The sequence below is a fragment of the Microbacterium sp. NPDC056044 genome (assembly GCF_042267145.1).
Taxonomy (GTDB): Bacteria; Actinomycetota; Actinomycetes; order Actinomycetales; family Microbacteriaceae; genus Microbacterium.
The window spans coordinates 50,475-65,094 of the sequence record NZ_JBHJWZ010000003.1; the positions used below are offsets into that span (position 1 = coordinate 50,475).

15 protein-coding genes are annotated in these 14,620 nt (G+C 71.2%); 6 read left to right on the forward strand and 9 right to left on the reverse strand.

What is annotated here, in order from left to right; all coding sequences use genetic code 11:
• Nucleotides 1-23 precede the first annotated feature (23 nt).
• Nucleotides 24-965: a DsbA family protein gene (locus ACFC1I_RS08980; RefSeq protein ID WP_376008144.1), complete on the reverse strand. Its 942-nt coding sequence runs from the start codon at nt 963-965 to the stop codon at nt 24-26.
• 222 nt (nt 966-1,187) lie between these two features.
• On the opposite strand from ACFC1I_RS08980, the gene ACFC1I_RS08985 reads away from it, so the two are divergent.
• Together ACFC1I_RS08985 and ACFC1I_RS08990 are read left to right on the forward strand one after the other, a co-directional pair.
• A complete protein-coding gene (locus ACFC1I_RS08985; RefSeq protein ID WP_376008146.1) occupies nt 1,188-2,291 on the forward strand; it encodes an ABC transporter ATP-binding protein in 1,104 nt (367 codons plus the stop codon).
• Between the two features lie 74 nt (nt 2,292-2,365).
• A complete protein-coding gene (locus tag ACFC1I_RS08990) occupies nt 2,366-3,673 on the forward strand; it encodes a DUF4032 domain-containing protein (RefSeq protein ID WP_376008148.1) in 1,308 nt (435 codons plus the stop codon).
• A 9-nt stretch (nt 3,674-3,682) separates the two neighbouring features.
• On the opposite strand, the gene ACFC1I_RS08995 is transcribed toward ACFC1I_RS08990, so the two are convergent.
• Genes ACFC1I_RS08995 through cysS form a run of 3 tightly spaced genes read right to left on the reverse strand, consistent with a single transcriptional unit; the run spans nt 3,683 to nt 6,799 of the window.
• Nucleotides 3,683-4,324, reverse strand: a complete 642-nt coding sequence (locus tag ACFC1I_RS08995; protein ID WP_376008150.1) for an NAD(P)-dependent oxidoreductase — start codon at nt 4,322-4,324, stop codon at nt 3,683-3,685.
• 1 nt (nt 4,325) lies between these two features.
• Complete coding sequence (rlmB, locus tag ACFC1I_RS09000) at nt 4,326-5,324, reverse strand: 23S rRNA (guanosine(2251)-2'-O)-methyltransferase RlmB (RefSeq protein WP_376008151.1); 999 nt, start codon at nt 5,322-5,324, stop codon at nt 4,326-4,328.
• Nucleotides 5,324-6,799 carry a cysteine--tRNA ligase gene (cysS, locus tag ACFC1I_RS09005; protein ID WP_376008153.1) on the reverse strand — a complete coding sequence of 492 codons (1,476 nt, stop codon included), beginning with the start codon at nt 6,797-6,799 and terminating at the stop codon, nt 5,324-5,326. The genes rlmB and cysS overlap by 1 nt, the downstream gene beginning before the upstream one ends.
• A 59-nt stretch (nt 6,800-6,858) precedes the next feature.
• Between cysS and ACFC1I_RS09010 the strand changes: the two genes are divergently transcribed.
• Both ACFC1I_RS09010 and ACFC1I_RS09015 read left to right on the forward strand, forming a co-directional pair.
• Entirely contained in the window at nt 6,859-7,788 is a 930-nt protein-coding gene (locus ACFC1I_RS09010) for a DMT family transporter (RefSeq protein WP_376008155.1), read from the forward strand.
• A gap of 57 nt (nt 7,789-7,845) precedes the next feature.
• Nucleotides 7,846-8,313 carry a GNAT family N-acetyltransferase gene (locus tag ACFC1I_RS09015; RefSeq protein WP_376008157.1) on the forward strand — a complete coding sequence of 156 codons (468 nt, stop codon included), beginning with the start codon at nt 7,846-7,848 and terminating at the stop codon, nt 8,311-8,313.
• Between the two features lie 19 nt (nt 8,314-8,332).
• Here the strand turns inward: ACFC1I_RS09015 and ispD are convergent, their stop codons facing one another.
• Both ispD and ACFC1I_RS09025 read right to left on the reverse strand, forming a co-directional pair.
• Complete coding sequence (ispD, locus tag ACFC1I_RS09020; protein WP_376008159.1) at nt 8,333-9,535, reverse strand: 2-C-methyl-D-erythritol 4-phosphate cytidylyltransferase; 1,203 nt, start codon at nt 9,533-9,535, stop codon at nt 8,333-8,335.
• A 104-nt stretch (nt 9,536-9,639) separates the two neighbouring features.
• The gene (locus ACFC1I_RS09025) at nt 9,640-10,122 is read right to left on the reverse strand and encodes a CarD family transcriptional regulator (RefSeq protein WP_045298114.1); all 483 of its coding nucleotides are present in this window, start codon (nt 10,120-10,122) and stop codon (nt 9,640-9,642) included.
• A gap of 145 nt (nt 10,123-10,267) precedes the next feature.
• Between ACFC1I_RS09025 and ACFC1I_RS09030 the strand changes: the two genes are divergently transcribed.
• Nucleotides 10,268-10,735, forward strand: coding sequence for a DNA modification methylase (locus tag ACFC1I_RS09030; protein WP_376008161.1), 468 nt, complete (start codon nt 10,268-10,270; stop codon nt 10,733-10,735).
• A gap of 67 nt (nt 10,736-10,802) precedes the next feature.
• Here the strand turns inward: ACFC1I_RS09030 and ACFC1I_RS09035 are convergent, their stop codons facing one another.
• Together ACFC1I_RS09035 and ACFC1I_RS09040 are read right to left on the reverse strand one after the other, a co-directional pair.
• Complete coding sequence (locus ACFC1I_RS09035) at nt 10,803-11,486, reverse strand: response regulator transcription factor (protein ID WP_116196145.1); 684 nt, start codon at nt 11,484-11,486, stop codon at nt 10,803-10,805.
• A complete protein-coding gene (locus tag ACFC1I_RS09040; RefSeq protein ID WP_376008163.1) occupies nt 11,483-12,883 on the reverse strand; it encodes a sensor histidine kinase in 1,401 nt (466 codons plus the stop codon). Before ACFC1I_RS09040 ends, ACFC1I_RS09035 begins: the two co-directional genes overlap by 4 nt.
• 165 nt (nt 12,884-13,048) lie before the next feature.
• On the opposite strand from ACFC1I_RS09040, the gene phoU reads away from it, so the two are divergent.
• Nucleotides 13,049-13,729 carry a phosphate signaling complex protein PhoU gene (phoU, locus tag ACFC1I_RS09045; RefSeq protein ID WP_376008165.1) on the forward strand — a complete coding sequence of 227 codons (681 nt, stop codon included), beginning with the start codon at nt 13,049-13,051 and terminating at the stop codon, nt 13,727-13,729.
• Between the two features lie 105 nt (nt 13,730-13,834).
• On the opposite strand, the gene ACFC1I_RS09050 is transcribed toward phoU, so the two are convergent.
• The gene (locus ACFC1I_RS09050; RefSeq protein ID WP_376008167.1) at nt 13,835-14,584 is read right to left on the reverse strand and encodes a phosphoglyceromutase; all 750 of its coding nucleotides are present in this window, start codon (nt 14,582-14,584) and stop codon (nt 13,835-13,837) included.
• Nucleotides 14,585-14,620 lie beyond the last annotated feature (36 nt).

The following is a 14,620-nucleotide window of genomic DNA, read 5'->3' on the forward strand; positions in this document are numbered from 1 at the left end:
GCGGCGCCCGCGCGAGGACCCGGTCAGGGGGCCGTCGGAGTCGGCGTGGGGGTCGGCGTCGCCTTGTAGTAGGCGTCGCTCGCGACCGTCAGCACGAACTGCGCGAACTCCTTGGGGTCGCCCAGCTTGCCGACGTACTGCGTGCCGTTGACCAGCACCATCGGCGTGCCGGTGAGGGCCGCGCCGTCGGTGCCGGGAAGCTCCTTGAGCGCCTGCTCGGTCGCCGACTTGGCCCACGACGCGTACGCCTGGTCCTCGATGCACGTGCGCACGACCTTCGGGCCGTCGAGGCCCGTGGCCTGGGCGAGGTCCGCGAGCTTCTCGTCGCTGAGGCCGTCGGAGTCGACCTCGGGCTGCTGGCGCAGCAGCGCGTCGTTGAACGCGAAGAAGTAGTCGGGCGAGTGCTGGGCGACGCACGCGGCGGCGCCGGCGGCGCGCAGCGAGTACTTCGTGCCGTTCGACTTCGCGGTGAGCATGGCCACCGGGTAGTACGTGAGCGTCGCGGCGCCGTCATCGACCCACTGCGACAGCTGCTTCATGTTCGCGAGCTGGAACTCGCGCGAACCGGTCGAGAGGTAGTCGACGTACACGCGGATGTCGACGGACGGCGCCTCCGTGGGCGTGGCCTCGGGCGTCGGCTCGGTCTCCGGGGTCGTCGACGCCTCGCCTTCGATGAGGCCGCCGGCGCCGGAGTCGGTCGCGACGCCGGCCCCGGTGACGTCGCTGACGACGAACCCGCCGTCGACGCCCTTGGCGGGGGCCATGGTCGGCTTCGAGGCGCTCGACGAGACGGTCCAGGTCACCACGACGGCGATGACGGCCACGAACGCGACAGCGACGGCGACGAGCGACGTGCGACGGATCAGCCGCGCTCGGGACTGGCGGGCCTTCACCTGCTGCGCCTTCTCACGCACGGCGTCGCGGCGCTCGCTCGGCGCGGCGTTCTGTGACTCGTCGCTCGACATGGGACCTCTCGGGGCGGAAAGAATGCCGGTGTTCCGGCGGGGCCAGACGGGAAAGCGGCCGTCCACGATGCTAGTCAGCCACCCTGGGAAATGCCCAGACGCAGGCTCCGCGCGCGCCGTGTCATACTGTTCGTGCGCCCGATGGCGGGCGTGCGGGCAAGCCCCCGCTATTCCATCACTACGGATCGTCCGGCACGTACCTGCCGGTGAAGGAGAAAAAACATGGCGTCCGTCACGTTCGACAACGCAACCCGCCTGTACCCCGGGGGCACGCGCCCCGCTGTGGACAAGCTCAACCTCGAGGTCGCCGATGGCGAGTTCCTCGTTCTCGTCGGCCCGTCGGGCTGCGGAAAGTCCACGTCGCTGCGCATGCTGGCCGGCCTCGAAGAGGTCAACTCGGGCCGCATCCTGATCGGCGACCGCGACGTCACCGACGTCCCCCCGAAGGACCGCGACATCGCGATGGTCTTCCAGAACTACGCGCTGTACCCGCACATGACGGTGGCCGAGAACATGGGCTTCGCGCTCAAGATCGCCGGCGTCGGCAAGGAAGAGCGCGCCGCCCGCGTGCTCGAGGCCGCCAAGCTGCTCGACCTCGAGGAGTACCTGACCCGCAAGCCGAAGGCCCTCTCGGGTGGTCAGCGTCAGCGCGTCGCCATGGGCCGCGCCATCGTGCGTCAGCCGCAGGTGTTCCTCATGGACGAGCCGCTGTCGAACCTCGACGCGAAGCTCCGTGTCCAGACCCGTACGCAGATCGCGTCGCTCCAGCGCCGCCTCGGCGTCACGACGGTCTACGTCACGCACGACCAGACCGAGGCCCTCACCATGGGCGACCGCATCGCGGTCCTCAAGGACGGCCTCCTGCAGCAGGTCGGCACCCCGCGCGACCTGTACGAGAAGCCGAACAACGTGTTCGTCGCCGGCTTCATCGGCTCGCCCGCCATGAACCTGTTCCCGGCGCACATCGCCGAGGGCGGCGTGCAGTTCGGCGACAAGGTCGTGGGCGTCGAGGCCGACACGCTGGGCAAGGCCCACGGCACCGAGGTCACCATCGGCGTCCGCCCTGAGGACATCCAGGTCGCTCCCGAGGACGGCCAGGGCCTCACGGTCACCGTCGACCTCGTCGAGGAGCTCGGCGCCGACGGCTACCTCTACGGCCACGCCGATGTCGCCGGCAAGCGCACCGACATCGTCGCCCGCGTCGACGGCCGCCGTCACCCGATGGCCGGCGACAAGGTCACGCTGGCTCCGGTTCCCGGTCACGTGCACGTCTTCGACATCGAGTCGGGCGAGCGCCTCACCGACAAGGCGATCGCTGCGGCGTAACCGCTGATTCGTTTCGCGACGGCGCGGGTGGGAGCAGATCCCCCCGCGCCGTCGCTCGTTCTCCAGGAGGCTTCGTGCCCGACGCCCTGAGCATCACCGCCTCGAGCGTGGACCCCGGGCTGCTGACGCTGCCGTGGTCGACGCCGCTCGGGGACTGGCCGTCGAGCCACATCGTCTTCCTGCCGAAGGGCATCTCGCGCCACCTGGTGCGGTTCGCCAACCTCTCGGGCCGCGTGGTCGCCATCAAGGAGACCACCCAGGCCATGGCGCAGCGCGAGTACGACATGCTCGGCAACCTCGCCCGCCTGGACGTGCCGTGCGTCGAGCGCGTCGCGGTGATCGCCGGGAGGACGGATGCTGCGGGCGAGCCGCTCCCCGCGGCTCTCGTGACCGCGCACCTGAAGTTCTCGCTCCCCTACCGCGCCCTGTTCACGCAGGTTCTGCGCCCCGACACCGCCACACGCCTCGTGGACGCGCTGGCGCTGCTCCTCGTGCGCCTGCACAACGTCGGGTTCTTCTGGGGCGACGTGTCGCTGTCGAACACACTGTTCCGCCGCGACGCGGGCGCGTTCGCTGCCTACCTCGTCGACGCCGAGACCGGCGAGCTGCACGAGAGCGGCCTGACGCCGGGCCAGCGCGCGCACGACCTGGACGTCGCCCGCACCAACATCGCGGGCGAGATCATGGACCTCGAAGCCGGCGGCCGCCTCGAGGGCGGCGTCGACGCGATCGCGATCGCCGACGGCATCGTGTCGGCGTACCACTCGCTGTGGGCGGCGCTCACCGACGAGGAGACGTTCCGCGCCGACGAGGCCTACCGGCTCACCGAGCGCGTGCAGCGGCTCAACGACCTCGGCTTCGACATCGGCGAGATGTCGATCCAGGCCACGGCCGACGGCACCCGCGTGTCGATCCAGCCGAAGGTCGTCGACGCCGGCCACCACCAGCGGCGTCTGCTGCGCCTCACCGGCCTCGACGTCGAAGAGAACCAGGCACGCCGCCTGCTCAACGACCTCGACGAGTTCCGCGTGCGCGTCTCGCGCCACGGCGACGACGAGGAGATGGTCGCCCACGAGTGGCTCACGCGCGTGTTCGAGCCTGTCGTCCGGGCGATCCCGTGGGACCTGCGCTCGAAGCTCGAGCCCGCCGAGGTGTTCCACCAGCTGCTCGAGCACCGCTGGTACCTGTCGCAGGCGAAGGGCAAGTCGGTGCCCCTCGCCGAGGCGCTCACCAGCTACATCGACAACGTGCTGCGCCACCGCCGCGACGAGGCGACCCTGATGGGTCCGCCGACCGAGACCGTGTCGCTGTCGATCATCACGTCGTCGATCCCCGTCGTCGACGACGACGAGGACGACATCGACTGGCGCGACCTGGTCTGATCCGTCGGGTCAGTACCCGACGGTGAACCGCTTGCGAGGGTGCTGCGGGTTCTCGATCTCGTCGACGATCGCGACGGCGAGGTCCTCGCCCGAGATGTACGACTCGCCCTCGGCGTCGGTGACGATCACGTCGCCGCCGGTGCGGTACTCGCCGGTGCGCTCCCCCGGGTTGTATGCGCCGAAACCGCCGGCCGGGTGGATGTAGAACCAGTCGAGCGACTCGGGCGCCTCCTTGAGGTCCTCGAGCACGCCGATGGCCTCGAGGGCCTCGGGCTTGTAGTCCTCGGTGAACGAGGGCAGGTCGACGATGCGCTCGCCCCCCTCGGTGACGAGGCTGCCGCCGGCGCCGCCGATGACGCCGAGGCGCACGCCCTCGGGCAGCAGCGCGGCGAGCGCGGCGATGTTCGGACGCACCAGGCCCTGCATGTCGCCACGAGCGGGAACCGTCGACACGACCACGTCGACACCCACGATCTGCGCGAGCAGGTCGGGCACATCGGTCAGCGAGCCCTCGACGTAGAGCGCACCCTCGTGGCGCTCCGCGGGGATGCGGCGGGCGATCGAGAGCACGCTGTGCCCCCGGCTCACCGCCTCCGCGACGAGGTGACGGCCGGCGTATCCCGAGCCCCCGATGACGGCGATGCGTGCCATGTCATGCCCCTTCCGCGGCGCCCAGCGCCCGCAGCGTCGAAACCTGGTACAGAGCGACGGATGCCGCGATCCCGGCGTTGAGCGACTCGGTCGCCGACGAGATCGGGATCGACACGATCTGGTCGCACGTCTCGGTCACGAGGCGCGAGAGGCCCTTGCCCTCGGAGCCGACCACGATCACGACAGGGCGATCGGCGAGCTCGAGCGCCGGGAGCGACACGTCGCCGCCGCCGTCGAGGCCGAGCACAAACACGCCCTGCTTCTTGAAGTCCTTGAGCATCGCCGTGAGGTTGGAGGCGAGGGCGACCGGCACGCGGGCCGCCGCGCCCGCGCTGGTCTTCCACGCGGCCGAGTTGACGCTCGCCGAGCGGCGCTGCGGCACGATGACCGCCTGCCCGCCGAAGGCCGCGGTCGAGCGGAGGATCGCACCGAGGTTGCGCGGGTCGGTGATGCCGTCGAGCGCGACGAACAGCGGCGTCTGGCCCTCGTCGATCACCTTCTCGAGCAGGTCCTGCGGGTGGGCGTACTCGTACGGCGGCACCTTCAGGGCCACGCCCTGGTGCACGCCGTCGAAGCCGGCCATGCGGTCGAGCTCGGGGCGCGTGACCTCGAGCACCGGGATGTCGCGGTGCGTGGCGATCGCGAGCATCTCCTTGACGCGGTCGTCCATCTCGACGCGCTGTGCGATGTAGAACGCGGTGGCGGGGATCTTCGCCCGCAGCGCCTCGAGCACGGAGTTACGGCCGGTGACCGTCTCGGTGTCGTCGTCCTTCTTCGCGGGGCGCGACGACCGCGGCGCGGACTGCCCGGGCTTGCCGGTGCCGCCGGCGGCGGCGTACCGCTCCGCGGCGGCCTTGCGCTTGCCGGCCGGGTGCCATGCGCGGTCCTCGGCCTTGGGGGTCGGCCCGCGGCCTTCGAGCGAGCGCTTGTTCTTGCCGCCCGAGCCCTTGGTGGGGCCCTTGCCGCCCTTGCTTGCGCCGGGGCGCCCTGGCTTAGCCATCAGTTCTCCTTCACGCGGGCCGCAGCCCGTCCGTTGCTGTCCGCCGGGCGTGGAGCGTCGGCGACACTCCAGTGCGTCCCGTCGGGACCGTCTTCGAGGGCGATGCCGGCCGCCGCGATCGCGTCGCGGATGCGGTCGGCGGCCGTCCAGTCCTTGGCCGCGCGCGCGTCGGAGCGCTGCGCGATCATCGTCTGCACGAGAGCATCGAGAGCGGATGCCTCGGCCGACGCGTCCGTCGACCGCCACTGCGGATCGAGCGGGTCGATGCCGAGCACGCCCGCCATCACGGCGACATCGGCGAAGGCGCGCAGCGCCGCGTCGCGGTCTCCGGCGTCGAGTGCGGTGTTGCCGTCGCGCACGGTCTCGTGCAGCACGGCGAGTGCCTGGGGCACCCCGAGGTCGTCGTCGAGCGCCGCAGCGAACGCGGCCGGGACCGCAGCATCCACCCGCACATCGTCTGCCCCGCGGAGCGTGCGGATCGCGCGCTCGAGGAAGGTGCGGATGCGCTCGAGCGCCGCCTCGGCCTCGTCGAACGTCGACGGCGTGATGTCGAGGCTGGACCGGTAGTGCGCGGCGGCGAGCGCGTAGCGCACCACCAGGGGGTCGCGTTCGCGGAGCAGGTCTTCGGCGAGGACGAAGTTGAACAGCGACTTCGACATCTTCTGCGCGCCGACGGTCACGAGGCCGTTGTGCACCCAGTAGCGCGCGAAGCCGTCGCCGGCCGCCGTCGACTGTGCAAGCTCGTTCTCGTGATGGGGGAAGCGCAGATCGAGCCCGCCGCCGTGGATGTCGAACTCGGCGCCGAGGTAGCGACGTGCCATCGCCGAGCACTCGATGTGCCAGCCCGGGCGTCCGTCTCCCCAGGGCGATGCCCACGTCGCCGACGCCGGCTCGTCGGTCTTGGCGCCCTTCCACAGGGCGAAGTCGCGGGGATCGCGCTTGCCGCGCGGGTCGGCGTCGGCAGCCGGCTCCATCGCGTCGATCGACTGGTTCGTGAGCGACCCGTAGTCCGTCCACGACCGGACGTCGAAGTAGACGTCGCCCGCGGCATCCGTCCCCTCCGCCGCGGCGTAGGCGTGACCCGCCGCGATGAGCCGCTCGATGAGCTCCTGCATCTGCGGGATCGACGCCGTCGCGCGCGGCTCGTACGTCGGCGGGAGGATGCCGATCGCGGTGTAGGCGCGGGTGAACTCGAGCTCCATGCGGTACGCGAGCGCCCACCAGGGCTCGCCGTCGGTCGCGTTCGCCAGCACCTTGTCGTCGATGTCGGTGACGTTGCGCACGAACGTGACGCGACCGTACCGGTGGGTGAGCCATCTGCGGAGGATGTCGAAGCTCAGTGCGCCGCGCAGATGACCGATGTGAGGACCGGACTGCACCGTCGGGCCGCAGACGTAGATCGTGACGTTTCCGGGGTCGAGGGGCACGAAGTCGCGCAGGGTCTGCGCCTTGGTGTCGTACAGCTGAACCGTCACCGCACCAGCCTACCGGCGGGTGCCACGGCTCCCCCTGAGATACCGGGTAGAACTGAGGGGTGCATGTGCTCGCCGTCCTCGCCGCCGCGCTGCTGTTCGGCACGACCGGCACCTCGCAGGCGCTCGGGCCCGAAGGGACCACCCCGCTGTCGATCGGGGTCATGCGCATGGTGATCGGCGGCACCGGACTCGCGATCATCGCGTTCTCCCTCGCCGCCCGCCACTCGCGGCGCCTCCCGGCGGGGACGGCGCGTCCGCGCTGGGGCGTCCGCCCCGTCCTGCTCATGGTGCTGACGGGCGCCTGCCTGGCCCTCTATCAGCCGCTGTTCTTCCTGGGCACCGAGCGCAACGGCGTCGCCGTCGGCACCGTGGTCGCCCTGGGCTCCGCCCCGATCCTCGCTGGCCTCCTGGAATGGGCGCTGACCAGACGGATGCCGACACCCACGTGGATCGGAGCGACCGCGCTGGCGACGATCGGCGTGGTGCTGCTCGGCTTCGGCGGCGAGGCCGGCGCGGGCGGCGGCACGGATCCCCTGGGACTTCTCGGCTCCGTCGGCGCCGGCGCCTCGTTCGCGGTCATCGCCAACGCCCAGCGGCGCCTGCTCGACGACGGGTGGGACCCTTTCACCGTCGTCGGCGCGATGGGCGCGAGCTCGGCGCTGATCTGCGCGTTCGCGGTCCCCTTCGTCGACCTGGCGTGGCTCGGCACGACGTCGGGCGTCGTGATGGCGCTGTGGCTGGGACTTGCGACCATCTCGATCGCCTACGTGCTGTTCACGTGGGGTCTCAGCGGCCTCACCGCGGCGACCGCCGCGACGCTCACGCTCGGCGAGCCCCTGACGGCGAGCGTGCTGGGCATCGTCGTGCTGGGCGAGCGGCTGTCGGCCCTCGCGATCGTGGGCCTCGTCGTGCTCGCCGCCGGACTCGCCCTCCTCGCGTGGGGATCTCGCGCGCCGCGCGACCCCGCTCCGTATGCCGTCGAGGCGTGAGACCGGTCAGGCGTCGGAAACACCGCTGAAACCGGCGCGTGGCACACTGGCCGCGACATGCAGCGCACCATCGAGATCCGCACCGACGACCTGAGCGGCGACGCCACCCGGCGCCTCATCGCCCTGCACCTCGCGGGGATGCACGACACCTCTCCCCCCGAGAGCGTGCACGCCCTCGACATCGATGCGCTGCGGCATCCGTCGCTCTCGGTCTGGACGGCGTGGGTCGACGGCGAGCTCGCGGGCGTGGGCGCTCTCAAGGCGCTCGACGACGACCGCGGCGAGATCAAGTCGATGCGGGTGGACGACCGTTTCCGCGGCACCGGCGCGGGCCGTGCGCTGCTGCGGCACATCGTCGAGGACGCGCGGCGGCGCGGCATGACGAGCCTGTGGCTCGAGACCGGCACGACCGAGGACTTCGTCCCCGCGCAGCGCCTCTACGAGAGCGAGGGCTTCGTCGTGTGCGGCCCCTTCGAGGGCTACGCGCTCGACCCGTTCTCCGTCTTCATGACGCGCGCCCTCTGACGCACGCCGCGCGGATCGGTCAGACCGGAACGACGAGGGCGACGGCGAAGGCCGAGACGCCCTCACCCTGCCCGGTGAATCCGAGGCCGTCGGTGGTCGTCGCCGAGACCGACACCGGTGCGCCGCCGAGCGCGATCGACAGCGCCCGCTCGGCCTCGCTGCGGCGCGCCGAGAAGCGCGGGCGGTTCGCCTGCACCTGCACCGAGACGTTGCCGACACGCCAGCCCGCCTCGCCGAGGATCGCCACCGTGCGCGTCAGGAACGCGTCGGCGTGCGCCCCGGCGTACTCGGGGTGATCCGTGCCGAAGTGCGTGCCGATGTCGCCCAGTCCCGCGGCGGCGAGCAGCGCGTCGACGATCGCGTGGGCCACGGCATCGCCGTCGGAGTGCCCCGACAGCGACGCCTCGCCGGGCCACTCGAGTCCCGCGAGCCACAGCGTGCCCTCGCCGCCGAACGCGTGCACGTCCGTGCCGACACCAACGCGCGGGAGCGCCGGCGCGTGGTCGAGGTGTGCCGCCACGCGCGGCGCGGGCTCGGCGATCAGGTGGCGCGCGCGATCGAGGTCCGCCGCGGTGGTGATCTTGAAGGCGAGCGGATGCCCCGGCACGGCCGCCACGGCATGCCCGGCTTCTGCGACCAGGGCGGCGTCATCGGTGAAGTCGGCGACGGCGGCGTCATATGCCGCGTCGAGCACGTCTCGCCGGAAACCCTGCGGAGTCTGCGCGGCGGCGAGCTCCGCCCGGTCGACCGCGGCGACGATCTCGTCGCCGGCGACCCGCTTGATCGTGTCGATCACCGGCAGCACGGGGATGGCGCCGGCCGCGCCGCCGTCGATCGCCGCGATGACCCGCTCGAAGACCTCGGCCGGGGTGAGGGCGCGTGCCGCATCGTGCACGAGCACGACCTCGACGTCGGCCCAGAGGGCCGCGAGCCCCGCGGCCACGGAGCCCTGGCGGGTGTCGCCGCCGACGACCACCGAGACCAGATCGCGCCGGTCGCCCGCGGTGGCGAGCGCCTCGCTCAGCGCGTCGCCCTCGCGCCCCGCCGGGGCGACGATCACGACCTGCGCGAGCGGCGCGGCGAACACGCCCTCGAGGCAGTGACGAAGGATGCTGCTCCCGTCGATGCCGACGAACGCCTTCGGGGCTCCGGCCCCCAGACGGGTGCCTGACCCGGCGGCCACGACGATCACGCCGACGCGCGGCACGGGGGTGATGCTCACCCGTTCACGCTATCGCGATCGACGGGCGGCGCCGTGCGCGGCCGGTCCACGGGGAACCGGGCGCACAGCAGAACGGCGCCCCGTAGGGCGCCGTTCTGGGAGTCTCAGCTTGCGAGGACCTCGTCGAGAAGAACGCTGGCCTTCTCTTCGTCGGTCTTCTCTGCCAGCGCGAGCTCGGAGATCAGGATCTGCTTCGCCTTGGCGAGCATCCGCTTCTCTCCGGCCGACAGGCCGCGGTCCTGATCGCGGCGCCAGAGGTCGCGCACGACCTCGCTGACCTTGATGACGTCGCCGGAGGCGAGCTTCTCGAGGTTCGCCTTGTAGCGGCGCGACCAGTTGGTCGGCTCCTCGGTGAAGGGAGCGCGCAGCACCTCGAAGACCTTGTCGAGGCCCTCCTTGCCGATGACGTCTCGGACGCCGACCAGGTCGACGTTCTCTGCGGGGACTTCGATGATGAGATCACCCTGCGTGACGTTCAGCTTCAGGTACTTCTTCGTCTCGCCCTTGATGATCCGGTCTTTGACCTCGATGATCGTTGCCGCCCCGTGGTGGGGGTAGACGACCGTCTCGCCAACCTCAAAAAGCATGGAGTTATGTCCTTTCGGCAACCTCCAGGATACCACAGGCGAAATACGCTAAGGTTCTCCGCCCTCCGGCCGGGGCGGTGCTCCGCGAGGTCCATCGCGAGCCCCTAGAATGCTGGAGAACCGTCATCCGTCTTATGGAGGATCCGTGAACCGCCGCCTCATCGCGTCGCTGGCCATCGGGGGCGCACTCGTCCTCACGACGACCGGGTGCAGCATGATCTCGCCGCAGGCGACGACGATCCCCTACTCGGCCGCCGAGGGCACCAACGTCCACGACTCCGGCCCCATCGAGGTGCGCAACGCGCAGATCGTCGCCAACGAGGACGGCTCCGAGGGCAATTTCGTCGCCGCCCTGATCAACCAGACCGAGGACTCGCACACCCTCAACGTCGAGTTCGGCGAAGGCGGACCCACGCTCACCGTGCGCGTGCCGGCCAACACGACCGTGAGCCTCGGCTCCGACGAGGACGAGCCGCTGCTCGTCGAGGACCTCGACGCCCTCCCCGGCACCGACGTCACCACTTTCTTCCAGTCCGCCGAGTCCGAGGGCGCGATCGTCTCCGTGCCCGTGCTGGACGGGACGCTCGACTACCTCGCGCCGCTCGCTCCCTGAGCGCGGCCGCAGAGCCACGGAAGAGGGCGCCCCTCACCGGGGCGCCCTCTTTCGTGCCTGGAGTGCGTCAGCCCTCGAAGCGGTAGCCGAGCCCGCGCACGGTGACCAGCATCTCGGGTGAGCCCGGGTTCTTCTCGATGCGGGAGCGGATGCGCTTGATGTGGACGTCGAGCGTCTTCGTGTCGCCGAAGTAGTCGCTCCCCCACACCCGGTCGATGAGTTGGCCGCGCGTGAGCACGCGGCCGGCGTTGCGCATGAGCACCTCGAGCAGCTCGAATTCCTTCAGCGGCATGTTGATCTCGCCGCCCTCGACCGCGACCGTGTGGCGGTCGATGTCGAGCACCACGCGGCCGCCCTCGAGCACGCGATCCTCGAGGTCGGCGTCGATCTGCGAGAACCGCCGCAGGACGGCGCGCATGCGCGCGAGCAGCTCGCGGGCCGAGTACGGCTTCGTGACGTAGTCGTCGGCGCCGAGCTCGAGCCCCACCACGATGTCGACCTCGGAGTCCTTCGCGGTGAGCATGATGATCGGCACGGCGGAGTTGATGCGGATCTGGCGGCACACCTCGGTGCCCGGCATGCCGGGCAGCATGAGGTCGAGCAGCACGATGTCGGCGCCGCGCTCGCGGAACGCCGTCAGCGCGGTGGGGCCGTCTTCGGCGATCTCGACCTCGTAGCCCTCGCGGCGAAGGAGATAGGCGAGCGGGTCGGCGAGGTCTGGCTCGTCCTCGACGATCAGGACGCGGGTCATGCGGGGTCTCCATTCGCGACGGATGCGGGGTTCGTGCCGCCGGCGGGACCGACGGAAGTCTTGGCTGCGGCGGCCTTGGCCGAGCGAGCGGATGCTGCGGCATCACGCTTCGCGGCCGGAGCGGCGTCGGCCGCGACCGGTGCCGCGGCCGGGGCGGCGGGCTCCTTCGCCGTGCCGGCGGGCGCGGCGGGCGCTGTGGCCGGCGCTGTGGCGGCGGCCTTCTTCTTCTTGCGCCCGCGCTTGGGCGCCGGCTCGAGGGCGGGCGCGTCGATCTGCGGCAGGCGGATCGTGAACGTCGAGCCGCGACCCGGGCGCGACCACAGGCGCACCTCGCCGCCGTGGCGCTGCACCGCGTGCTTGACGATAGACAGCCCGAGGCCGGTGCCGCCGGTGCGGCGGGCGCGCGCGGGGTCCGAGCGGTAGAACCGCTCGAACACGCGGTCCTGCTCGCCCTCGGCGATGCCGATGCCGCGGTCGGTCACCGCGATCTCGACGATGCGGTCGACCGCCTTGATGCCGACGCCCACGCTCGAGCCGCGCGGCGAGTAGGCGATCGCGTTCGCGATGAGGTTGCCGACGGCTTCGCTGAGCACCTGCGCGTCGCCGTGCACGTAGAGGCCGCGCGCGCCGCCGCGCATCACCTCGACGCCGGCTGAGTCGGCCTGGATGGCGTGCGCGTCGAGCGCCGAGGCGACGACCTCGTCGATCGAGACGTCCTGCTGGCGCAGCTCGTCGGCCGCCTGCAGCCGCGACAGGTTCATGATGCGCGAGGTCAGGAGAGCGAGCCGGTTGGCCTCGGCCTGCAGCCGCGTCGCGAAGATGCGCACCTGCGGCGGGTCGTCGGCCGCCGACTCGATCGCCTCGGCCAAGAGGCTCACCGCACCGACGGGCGTCTTCAGCTCGTGGCTCGTGTTGGCCACGAAGTCGCGGCGCATCTCTTCCACGCGCTCGCGCTCCGAGATGTCGCGCAGCACGAGGAGGGTGAGGCGCGGCGAGATGCGCGACGCGCGCACGGCCACGAGCCGGGGCTCGGCCGGCGGGGCGCCGCGGCGCAGCCGCATCGTCTCGGTCGCGCTCGGCTCTGCGGTCTCGGCGTCGCCGGTGCGCACGCGACGCGCGAGGGCGCGCAGCTCGTCGGTGGGGAGCGTCCCGCCTTCGAGCAGCTCGAAGGCGACGGCCGCCGACGATGCCGCGAGCACCGTGAACGACGCGTCGACGACGACCGCCGGGTCGTCCATGCCGTGCAGTACGCCGCGCACCCCGTCCGGGATCTCGAGCGACGTCTCGGCGTGCGCGCGGTCGCGTGCCCGCATCGACGCGACGACGACGGCGGAGATCGAACCGCCGATGATGATCCCCGCGAGGAGGGCGAGCAGCGCGAGCTGCGTCGTGTCCATGCCTCAAGCGTAGGGGCACGCCGGAGGCCCTGACGGACCGCGACGGCGCCAGGGGCGGCCGTGCGGGGTACTGTTCACCACGGGGGCACCGTCCGTTAACCTTCGCTGGCGACAATCGGCCGGGCGCGGGCGCAAGCCCTCCCAGACCATGAAAGGTGCTTCGGAATGCGCGAAGTCTTCCACCAGTCCCTCGAGGACGTGCAGGGGCGTCTCGTCGAGATCGCCGAGCTCGTCACGATCGCCATCGACAAGGCGACGCGCGCGTTCGGCACGAGCGACGTCGCCCTCGCGGAGGAGGTCATCGAGGCCGACGCGATCATCGATGAGAAAGCGGTCGAGCTCGACGAGCTCGCGATCGAGATCCTCGCCCGTCAGCAGCCGGTCGCCCGTGACCTGCGCATCGTCGTGAGCGCGCTCCGGATGAGCGCGTCGCTCGAGCGCATGGGCGACATCGCCGAGCACATCGCCCAGCTCACCCGCATGCGCTTCCCCGAGCGGGCGATCCCCAAGGGCCTCAAGTCCACGTTCCTCAAGATGGGCGAGCTCGACGTCGAGGCCGCGCGCCAGCTCACCGAGCTGCTGCGCACGCAGGACGGCGACCTCATCGACGAGATCCGCAACGCCGACGACAACCTCGACGAGCTGCACGTCTCGGTCTTCGAGAAGGTGCTCAGCGACAGCTGGCAGGGCGACCCGTCCGCCACCGTCGACGCGACCCTCGCGAGTCGGTACCACGAGCGCTTCGGCGACCACGCGGTCTCGGTGGCGAAGAAGGTCGCCTACCTCTCGACCGGAGACTGGACGTCGAGCACCGACGCGATCGACCTCGTCACCCCGTCTCTCTGAGCCCGTCACGCGGCCTGCAGCTGGGGAGCTGCCGCTGCGAAGACGAAGAAAAGGAAGAGCGGATGCCTCGTGGGGAGGCATCCGCTCTTCTGTCGTTCGTGCGGGTCAGGCCTTGCCCTGATTCGCGACCGCGGCGGCACCGGCTGCGGCGGCCTCGGGGTCGAGGTACTCGCCGGGCGCGATGGGCTCGAGGTTCTCGTCGAGGCGGTACACCAGCGGGATGCCCGTGGGGATGTTGAGCTCGGCGATGTCGGCGTCGCTGATGCCGTCGAGGTGCTTCACGAGGCCGCGCAGCGAGTTGCCGTGCGCCGTGACGAGCACCGTCTTGCCGGCCTTCAGGTCGGGCACGATGTCGCTGTGCCAGTACGGCAGCATGCGGTCGATGACGATCTTGAGCGACTCGGTGTCGGGCACCTCGCCGTCGATGCCGACGTAGCGCGGGTCGCCGACCTGGCTATACCGGTCGTCGGCCGGCAGGGGCGGCGGCGGCACGTCGAACGAGCGGCGCCACAGCATGAACTGCTCGTTGCCGAACTCCTCGAGCGTCTGCGCCTTGTCCTTGCCCTGCAGGGCGCCGTAGTGGCGCTCGTTGAGGCGCCACGAGCGCTTGACGGGGATCCAGAGGCGGTCGGCGGCGTCCAGCGCGATGTCGGCGGTCTGGATGGCGCGGCTGAGCACGGAGGTGTGCAGCACGTCCGGGAGGATGCCGGACTCGGCGAGCAGCTCGCCGCCGCGCTGGGCTTCGGCCTTGCCCTGGTCGGTGAGGCGGACGTCGACCCAGCCCGTGAACTGGTTGGTCTTGTTCCACTCGCTCTGGCCGTGTCGGAGGAGGATCAGCGTGTAGGGCGCGGTCATGCGCCCCATGATATCCGCGCCGGGTGTCGCGCCCGG

What these genes read in the sequence shown, in the direction of transcription:
- ACFC1I_RS08980 (WP_376008144.1), bottom strand. Translation starts at nt 965, where the DNA reads ATGTCGAGCGACGAGTCACAGAACGCCGCGCCGAGCGAGCGCCGCGAC.
- ACFC1I_RS08985 (WP_376008146.1), top strand. Translation starts at nt 1,188, where the DNA reads ATGGCGTCCGTCACGTTCGACAACGCAACCCGCCTGTACCCCGGGGGC.
- phoU (WP_376008165.1), top strand. Translation starts at nt 13,049, where the DNA reads ATGCGCGAAGTCTTCCACCAGTCCCTCGAGGACGTGCAGGGGCGTCTC.
- rlmB (WP_376008151.1), bottom strand. Translation starts at nt 5,324, where the DNA reads ATGGCTAAGCCAGGGCGCCCCGGCGCAAGCAAGGGCGGCAAGGGCCCC.
- ACFC1I_RS09040 (WP_376008163.1), bottom strand. Translation starts at nt 12,883, where the DNA reads ATGGACACGACGCAGCTCGCGCTGCTCGCCCTCCTCGCGGGGATCATC.
- ACFC1I_RS09025 (WP_045298114.1), bottom strand. Translation starts at nt 10,122, where the DNA reads ATGCTTTTTGAGGTTGGCGAGACGGTCGTCTACCCCCACCACGGGGCG.
- ACFC1I_RS09035 (WP_116196145.1), bottom strand. Translation starts at nt 11,486, where the DNA reads ATGACCCGCGTCCTGATCGTCGAGGACGAGCCAGACCTCGCCGACCCG.
- ACFC1I_RS09050 (WP_376008167.1), bottom strand. Translation starts at nt 14,584, where the DNA reads ATGACCGCGCCCTACACGCTGATCCTCCTCCGACACGGCCAGAGCGAG.
- ACFC1I_RS09015 (WP_376008157.1), top strand. Translation starts at nt 7,846, where the DNA reads ATGCAGCGCACCATCGAGATCCGCACCGACGACCTGAGCGGCGACGCC.
- ACFC1I_RS08995 (WP_376008150.1), bottom strand. Translation starts at nt 4,324, where the DNA reads ATGGCACGCATCGCCGTCATCGGGGGCTCGGGATACGCCGGCCGTCAC.